This is a genomic window from Arthrobacter sp. Y3223164, from assembly GCF_059091005.1.
The window spans coordinates 1-7131 of sequence record NZ_JBNHGF010000122.1 but is presented as its reverse complement, the minus strand read 5'-3'; the positions used below and the strand labels follow the sequence as shown (position 1 = coordinate 7131).

The window sequence follows — 7131 nt, the reverse complement described above, 5'->3', positions numbered from 1 at the left end:
CGACCATTCCGGCGGCCACAAACCGCCGCGGGCGGCCAGGACGATGTTGCCCGCCCTCCGGCTGCCGAACATGCCGGCCTCGCCCAACGCCGCCACCGAACCGGCGACGGACGCGAGCTCGGCGATCTGCCGCTTGGCGAACGCCAGCGGCGGGTCGTCTCCGACGTTGACCAGCAGCACCCCGTCCGGTTCCAAAGCCTCCAGCATCTCCGCGTAGAAGTCCGCCGTGGTCAGGTGCTCCGGGGCGTCGTCGCCGGCGAAAACATCCAGCACGATCACATCGAAGGTGCCCTCGATGTCCCCGAAGGCCAGTTCATGCCGGGCATCGCCGAAGTGGACCGTCAGGTCCGTGCCGTCGGGCATGGGAAGGTGCTCGAGGACGAAGTCCAGCAGCTCCCGCTCCAGCTCGACGGCGACCTGCCGGGAACCGGGCCGGGTGGCCTGCACGTACCGGGCCAGCGTCAGGGCGCCGGCGCCCAGGTGGAGGCAACGCAGCGGGACCCCTGCCGGGCCCGCCAGGTCGACGACGTTGGCGATCCGGCGCAGGTATTCGTAGAACACGTCGCCGGGATGACGCAGGTTGACGTGCGATTGCTCGGCGCCGCCAATGCTCAGGACGTAGGATCCCGGTACCCGGTCGTCCTTGTCGATGCCGGCGTGGAGGCCGGTGCCGCGCAGGTAGCGTTCGGCCACGGCTCAGATCCTGTCCGGCAGGGAGGCGAGGCGTTGCGCGGCGTCCTGCAGGACCTCGGTCCGCTTGCAGAACGCGAAGCGCAGCAGCGAGCGGGTCCGCTCGGCGCCGTCGGGGTGGCAGAAGACCGGCACCGGGATGGCGGCCACGCCGATCAGCCCGGGCATCCGGCGGGCCAGGTCGAGTGCGTCGGTGATACCCAGCGGTGCCGTGTCCACGTTGACGAAGTAGGTGCCCTGCGGCGTGAAGACATCGAAGCCGGCCTGCCGCAATCCGTCGCTGAGCAGGTCCCGCTTGGCCTTCAGGCCGGCGGCGATCCCGCCGTAGAACGAGTCCGGCAGCCCCAGCCCCGCCGCCACCGCATCCTGGAACGGTGCGCCCGAGCTGTACGTGAGGAATTGCTTGACCGTGCGGACGGCTGCTACGAGGTCCGCCGGGCCGGAGAGCCAGCCGACCTTCCAACCGGTGAACGAAAACGTCTTGCCGGCCGACGAAATGGTGAGCGTCCGCTCGGCGGCTCCCGGCAGGGTGGCGATGGGGATGTGCGGTGCATCGAAGGTCAGATGCTCGTAGACCTCGTCGGTGACGATCAGCGCGTCGTAGCGCTCAGCCAGCTCGACGATGCGCAACAGGGCCTCGCGGGAGAAAACGCTGCCCATCGGATTGTGCGGGTTGTTGACCAGGACGATGCGGGTGCGCTCCGAAAAGGCCGCTTCGAGTGAGTCGAGGTCCGGCTGGAAATCGGGGGCGAGGAGCGGGGCCGTGGTGTGCCGGGCTCCGGCCAGGCCGATGATCGCCCCGTACGCGTCATAGAAGGGCTCGAACGTCAGCACGTCGTCGCCCGGTCCGCTCAGGGCCAACAACGTCGCTGCCAGCGCCTCGGTCGCTCCGGTCGTGACGATGATCTCGGTTTCCGGGTCCGGTGACAGGCCGTAGAACCGCTGCTGGTGGGCGGCAACGGCGCTGCGCAGGGTGAGTGTTCCCTTGCCCGGAGCATACTGGTTGGCTCCGGCGCGGATGGCGTCGATGGCGGCGGCGGCGATTTCCGCCGGGCCGTCCTCGTCGGGAAACCCCTGCCCCAGATTGATGGCGCCGGTCCGCGCGGCGAGGGTCGTCATTTCCTCGAAAATGGTGAGGCCGAGGCCGCCGTCGTCGCCGAGGAGGTTCGATCCGGCCGCGGTCCGCTGCCACGGCGCCGGAACGCCGGCCCGCCGGCCGTGAACGAGTTGCCGCATAGCTGTGCTCATGACTCCCAGTATTACCACCGAAGCGTGGTGCACCGCCCGCCCGGATCGACTAGATTCGACTCTATGCGCCGTGCCGTCTGCCCAGGATCCTATGACCCGCTCCACAAAGGCCACGTAGAAATCATTGCCCGTGCCGCCAGCATGTACGACGAGGTCATCGTCGCCGTCTCGACAAACTATGCCAAGAAATACCGCTTCAGCCTGGACGAGCGGCTGACCATGGCCCGCGAGACGCTCTCCTACCTCCGCGGCGTAAGCGTTGAAGCGATGGGTGAAGGCCTGCTGGCCGAATACTGCCGCAGCCACGGCGCCGGCGTCATCGTCAAGGGCCTGCGCTCGTCGCAGGACTACCACTACGAGCTGCCGATGGCCCACATGAACCGGCATCTGGCCGGCATCGAGACGGTTTTCCTCGCCGCGGAGAGCAGCTACACGCACCTGTCGTCGACCTTGATCAAGGAGATTGCCTCGCTGGGCGGGGATATCTCGGAGTTCGTGCCGAAGGCCGTGCTCGCCGGTTTCCGCGCCGCGGAGCAGCTCCGATAGCCCGGCCCGGATCGCTTCCGGCGGTTGCGGCGGAGCCCGCGTTTGCTAACGTTTGACCATGCCTCAAGCTCAATCCGTACGAAAAGCCGTTCTGCCCGCCGCCGGGCTGGGGACCAGGTTCCTGCCGGCCACCAAGGCCATGCCGAAGGAAATGCTGCCCGTCGTCGACAAGCCGGCCATCCAATATGTCGTCGAAGAAGCGACGCGCGCCGGCCTGGACGACGTGCTGATGATCACCGGGCGCAACAAGCGTTCCCTGGAGGACCACTTCGACCGGGTCCCGTTTATCGAGCAAACCCTGGAGGACAAGGGCGACGCCGACAAGCTGGCCGCGGTCCGGGAATCTTCCCAGCTGGCCGACATTCACTACCTGCGCCAGGGCGACCCCAAGGGGCTCGGCCACGCCGTTCTCTGCGCCAGGCAGCATGTGGGCAACGAGCCCTTCGCCGTCTTGCTGGGCGATGACCTGATCGACGAGCGCGACGAACTGCTCACGGAGATGATCGCGGTCCAGCAGGCGACCGGCGGCTCCGTCATTGCCCTGATGGAGGTCGATCCGGAAGCGATCAGCGCCTACGGGTGCGCGGACATCAGGCGCATCGACGGCGCGGCGCACGTGAAGGTGAACGGCCTGGTGGAGAAGCCCGACGCCGCCGAGGCGCCGTCGAACCTGGCCGTGATCGGACGTTATGTCCTGCACCCCGCGGTCTTCGACGTCCTGGAGGAGACCCCGCCGGGCCGCGGCGGAGAAATACAGCTGACGGACGCGCTGCAGGTGCTGGCCGGCTCCGAGGAGGCCGGCGGCGGTGTTTATGCCGTGGTCTTCAAAGGGCGCCGCTACGACACCGGCGACAAGCTCAGCTATCTCAAGGCCGTCGTCTCCCTGGCCACGGAGCGCGAGGACCTGGGACCCGAGCTGCGTTCCTGGATCGTCGACCTGGCATCACAGATCCAGGCCGAGAGGCCGTTGGAGCCCGCCGGACGGGACTGACACCCCCGCAGCGCCGCCGGTTTGGGCCCGCGGGAGATCCGGGCTAAGATGATACGTCGGTCGTATGTTCTTTAGGAGTTCTCAGTACTGTGGTCTTGAACCATGATCAAAGTTCGGCCTTGACCCTTGCGGTCAAGGACCTCGGGCGCAGCCCGGGCACCATGCGGACTCTTGAAGAACGTATCGCTGCGCCGAAGGATTTCGGGGCAGCACTCATTGGCGTTCAGGAAGGCTCCGACATGGAGCTGGACCTGAAGCTTGAGGCCGTGCACGAGGGAATCCTGGTTTCCGGCACCGTTTCCGTGGCTGTCACGGGCGAGTGCGGGCGTTGCCTGGATCCCATCGCGTACGACCTCGACGTCAATGTGCAGGAACTCTTCTACTACGAGGAAGCTGAACTCCTCGAGGAAGAAGAACAGGACGAACAGCGGCGGGTTGAGCGCGATCTGATCGATCTCGAACCGGCGCTGCGGGACGCAGTGGTGACCGCCCTGCCGTTCCAGCCGGTGTGCCGGGAAGACTGCCAAGGCTTGTGCCCGGAATGCGGGATGCGCCTTGAAGAGGATTCGGGTCACCACCATGAGGTCGTGGATCCTCGCTGGGCAGCCCTTGCCGGGTTGGCCGGTACGGCCGCCGATGAGGCGCCCGAAAGTAAAGAGTCAGACGAGAGAGAAGAGAGTTAGCCGTGGCTGTTCCCAAGCGGAAGATGTCCCGCTCGAATACGCGCGCACGCCGGTCCCAGTGGAAGGCCACTGCGCCCAACCTGGTCAAGACCGTTGAGAACGGCCGTGTCACCTACAGCCTGCCGCACCAGGCCAAGGTTGTCACCGACTCGGCAGGCACCGCGCTGTTCCTTGAGTACAAGGGCCGCAAGGTAGCCGACGCGTAACAACGTCCGGCATGCCTTCAACTGAAGAGCTTTTGGAGCGTCTCGGCGTTGATATCGACGCCGAGACGCTCCGTCTTGCTTTAACCCACCGTTCCTACGCCTACGAGCACGGCGGACTGCCGACCAACGAGCGCCTGGAATTCCTCGGCGACTCGATCCTGGGCTTTTCCGTGACCGACGCGCTGTACCGGGACAACCCGGACCTGCCCGAGGGCGAACTGGCCAAGCGGCGCTCCGCCGTCGTCTCCACCCGGGCGCTGGCCGGCATCGCGCGCAGCCTGGACGTCGGCCGGCATGTGCTGCTCGGGCAGGGCGAAAAGCTCACCAACGGGGCCGACAAGTCCTCCATCCTGGCCGACACGATGGAGGCCCTCTTCGGCGCCGCCTACCTGTGCCAGGGCATCGATACGGCGCGCCAGCTGGTGATGCGCCTCGTCGGGCCGCTCCTGGCGGACGCCGACGCCCTGGGCGCGGGCACAGACTGGAAGACCAGCATCCAGGAGCTGGCCGCCGCCCGGAAGATGGGCACCGTGACCTACCGGGTGGACGGATCGGGCCCGGACCACGCCCGGACCTTCGTGGCCACGCTGCTGATCGGCACCACCGAATACGGCCGCGGCACCGGACATTCCAAGAAGGAAGCCGAGCAGGAAGCGGCCGCCACCACGTGGCGGGCGCTGCGTGCCTCGCTGCCCGTATCGGTGCCGGAGACCGCCGACTCCGATGCCTGAACTGCCTGAGGTGGAGGTTGTCCGCCGCGGGCTCGCCCAGTGGGTCCGCGGGCGGACGATCACCGGAGTGGACGTCCTGGACGAGCGTTCCATCCGGCGCCACGCCCTCGGAGCCGACGACCTGCGCGGCAACCTCATCGGCGCCCACGTGGCCGACGTCGCCCGGCGCGGGAAATTCCTCTGGATGCCGCTGCTGGAGACCACGCCGGACCCTTCGCCCCACCCCGGCGCCGTTAACGCCGTGCCCGACGAGCCCAAACTCGCCCTGATGGCGCACCTCGGCATGAGCGGCCAACTGCTGGTCGAAGACAGCGGGCAGCCCGACGAGAAGCACCTGAAGGTCCGGTTGACGCTCAGTCCGGCCGGCGAACCCGACGGCCCGCCGATGCCGGCCGAGCTGCGGTTCGTGGACCAGCGGATATTCGGCGGCATGTTCCTGGCCGACCTGATGCCCACTCCCGACGGCCATGCCGGCGGGATGTCCGAGACCGGCCTGCCGCTGATCCCGGTCGAGGCCGCCCACATCGCCCGCGACCCGCTCGACCCCGCCTTCTCCTTCGAGGCGTTCTACCAGCGCCTGCGTGCCCGCAAGACCGGCATCAAGCGCGCCATCCTGGACCAGGCCTTGGTCTCCGGCATCGGCAACATCTACGCCGACGAAGCCCTCTGGGCCGCGAAACTGCACTACGCCCGCCCGACCGACACCCTGCGCCGCAAGGAAGCGGAGCGGCTGCTCAGCGCGTGCCGGGACGTCATGAGCAGGGCGCTCGAGGCCGGCGGCACCAGCTTCGATTCCCTCTACGTGAACGTCAACGGCGCCTCCGGATACTTCGAACGGTCGCTGAACGCCTACGGCCGGGAGGGCGGGCCCTGCCACCGCTGCAGCGCCCTGGGTCTGTCCACGAAGATACGCCGGGACACCTTCATGAACCGGTCGTCCTACACCTGCCCGGCCTGCCAGCCGAGGCCCCGGAACGGCCGCTGGTAACGGGCTACCTTCCCAGCTCCGCCAGCACCGCGTCCGTGTAATCGGGCCACGCGTCTGCGGCCCAGGGCCCGAAGTCGCGGTCGGTGAGCGCGATGCAGGCGGCGCCGGCCTCCGGATCCACCCATAGGAAGGTGCCGGACTGGCCGAAGTGCCCGAACGTTTTCGGCGAGCTCTTGCTGCCGGTCCAGTGCGGCTCCTTGTGGCCGCGGATCTCGAAACCCAGGCCCCAGTCGTTGTTCTGCTGGCGGCCGAACCCCGGCAGCACACCCGCCAGCCCCGGGTAGGCCACCTGCGTCGCCTCCTGGACCGTGGCGGCGGCCAGCAGCGACGGCCGCTGCAGTTCCGCTGCGAAACGGGACAGGTCGGCGGACGTGGAGGTCGCCCCGGCCGCGGGGGAGCCGTCCAGGCTGGTGTCCTTCATGCCGAGGGGAACGAGCACGCCCTCGCGCAGGTAGTCCGCGAAGGCCATGCCCGCCGCGGCCTCAAGCGTCTCTCCGAGCACCTCGAAGCCGGCGTTGGAGTAGAGCCGCCGGTCGCCGGGGGAGAACCGCACGGTGCGGTCGCCGAAGTCGTAGCCGGCGCTGTGCGCCAGCAGGTGGCGGACGGTGGCGCCCTCGGGGCCCGCCGCCTGGTCCAGTTCCAGCGCGCCTTCCTCGACGGCCAGCAGCACCGCATAGGCGCTGAGCAGCTTGGTCACGGACGCCAGCGGGAAGCGCCGCTGCTGGTCGCCATGGGAGGCAACGACGGCGCCGTCGGCCGCGACGACGGCGGTGGCCGCGTTGTCCACCGGCCAGGAATCGATCAGCTTCACGCTTTCCAATGCTTGCTCCTACCTCGTCGTTCCGCCGTAATGGGCTGCCAACCGTCGCAGCCCTTCTTCGATGCTGACCTCGGGCACCCAGTCCAGCACCTCGCGGGTGCGGCGCTGGTCGAACCAGTGCGCGGTCGACAGCTGCTCGGCGAGGAAGCGCGTCATGGGCGGTTCGTCGCGGACCAGCCCGCGGGCTCCGGCGGCCGTCCAGGCCCGTTCGATAACCGAGCCGGCGCC

9 protein-coding genes and 1 pseudogene are annotated in these 7131 nt (G+C 68.3%); 6 read left to right on the top strand and 4 right to left on the bottom strand.

The window, feature by feature from the left end; all coding sequences use genetic code 11:
- The coding region (locus AC5RUJ_RS08265; RefSeq protein WP_494155751.1) for a spermidine synthase at positions 1–693 on the bottom strand (693 nt) is incomplete at its 3' end.
- A 3-nt stretch (positions 694–696) separates the two neighbouring features.
- Positions 697–1938 (bottom strand): aminotransferase class I/II-fold pyridoxal phosphate-dependent enzyme, encoded by a 1242-nt coding sequence (locus AC5RUJ_RS08260; protein ID WP_494049798.1) that lies wholly within the window; start codon positions 1936–1938, stop codon positions 697–699.
- A 63-nt stretch (positions 1939–2001) separates the two neighbouring features.
- Between AC5RUJ_RS08260 and coaD the strand changes: the two genes are divergently transcribed.
- From coaD to mutM, 6 genes are all read left to right on the top strand, one after another.
- Complete coding sequence (gene coaD, locus AC5RUJ_RS08255; RefSeq protein WP_494073782.1) at positions 2002–2484, top strand: pantetheine-phosphate adenylyltransferase; 483 nt, start codon at positions 2002–2004, stop codon at positions 2482–2484.
- A 58-nt stretch (positions 2485–2542) separates the two neighbouring features.
- Positions 2543–3475 (top strand): UTP--glucose-1-phosphate uridylyltransferase GalU, encoded by a 933-nt coding sequence (galU, locus tag AC5RUJ_RS08250; RefSeq protein ID WP_494073783.1) that lies wholly within the window; start codon positions 2543–2545, stop codon positions 3473–3475.
- Between the two features lie 119 nt (positions 3476–3594).
- Positions 3595–4158, top strand: a complete 564-nt coding sequence (locus tag AC5RUJ_RS08245; protein WP_494128132.1) for a YceD family protein — start codon at positions 3595–3597, stop codon at positions 4156–4158.
- Between the two features lie 2 nt (positions 4159–4160).
- Positions 4161–4364, top strand: a complete 204-nt coding sequence (rpmF, locus tag AC5RUJ_RS08240) for a 50S ribosomal protein L32 (RefSeq protein ID WP_127511582.1) — start codon at positions 4161–4163, stop codon at positions 4362–4364.
- A gap of 11 nt (positions 4365–4375) precedes the next feature.
- Entirely contained in the window at positions 4376–5095 is a 720-nt protein-coding gene (rnc, locus tag AC5RUJ_RS08235) for a ribonuclease III (protein ID WP_494128131.1), read from the top strand.
- Positions 5088–6083, top strand: a complete 996-nt coding sequence (mutM, locus tag AC5RUJ_RS08230; protein ID WP_494022901.1) for a bifunctional DNA-formamidopyrimidine glycosylase/DNA-(apurinic or apyrimidinic site) lyase — start codon at positions 5088–5090, stop codon at positions 6081–6083. Before rnc ends, mutM begins: the two co-directional genes overlap by 8 nt.
- A gap of 4 nt (positions 6084–6087) precedes the next feature.
- On the opposite strand, the gene AC5RUJ_RS08225 is transcribed toward mutM, so the two are convergent.
- On the bottom strand, positions 6088–6903 hold the full coding sequence (locus AC5RUJ_RS08225; RefSeq protein ID WP_494101509.1) for a serine hydrolase domain-containing protein: 816 nt from the start codon (positions 6901–6903) through the stop codon (positions 6088–6090).
- A gap of 9 nt (positions 6904–6912) precedes the next feature.
- Positions 6913–7131: pseudogene (locus tag AC5RUJ_RS08220) on the bottom strand (NAD-dependent epimerase/dehydratase family protein); the annotation flags it as partial.

Coding starts and splice junctions, on each gene's coding strand:
- mutM (WP_494022901.1), top strand. CDS start 5,088: ATGCCTGAACTGCCTGAGGTGGAGGTTGTCCGCCGCGGGCTCGCCCAG.
- coaD (WP_494073782.1), top strand. CDS start 2,002: ATGCGCCGTGCCGTCTGCCCAGGATCCTATGACCCGCTCCACAAAGGC.
- rnc (WP_494128131.1), top strand. CDS start 4,376: ATGCCTTCAACTGAAGAGCTTTTGGAGCGTCTCGGCGTTGATATCGAC.
- AC5RUJ_RS08260 (WP_494049798.1), bottom strand. CDS start 1,938: ATGAGCACAGCTATGCGGCAACTCGTTCACGGCCGGCGGGCCGGCGTT.
- galU (WP_494073783.1), top strand. CDS start 2,543: ATGCCTCAAGCTCAATCCGTACGAAAAGCCGTTCTGCCCGCCGCCGGG.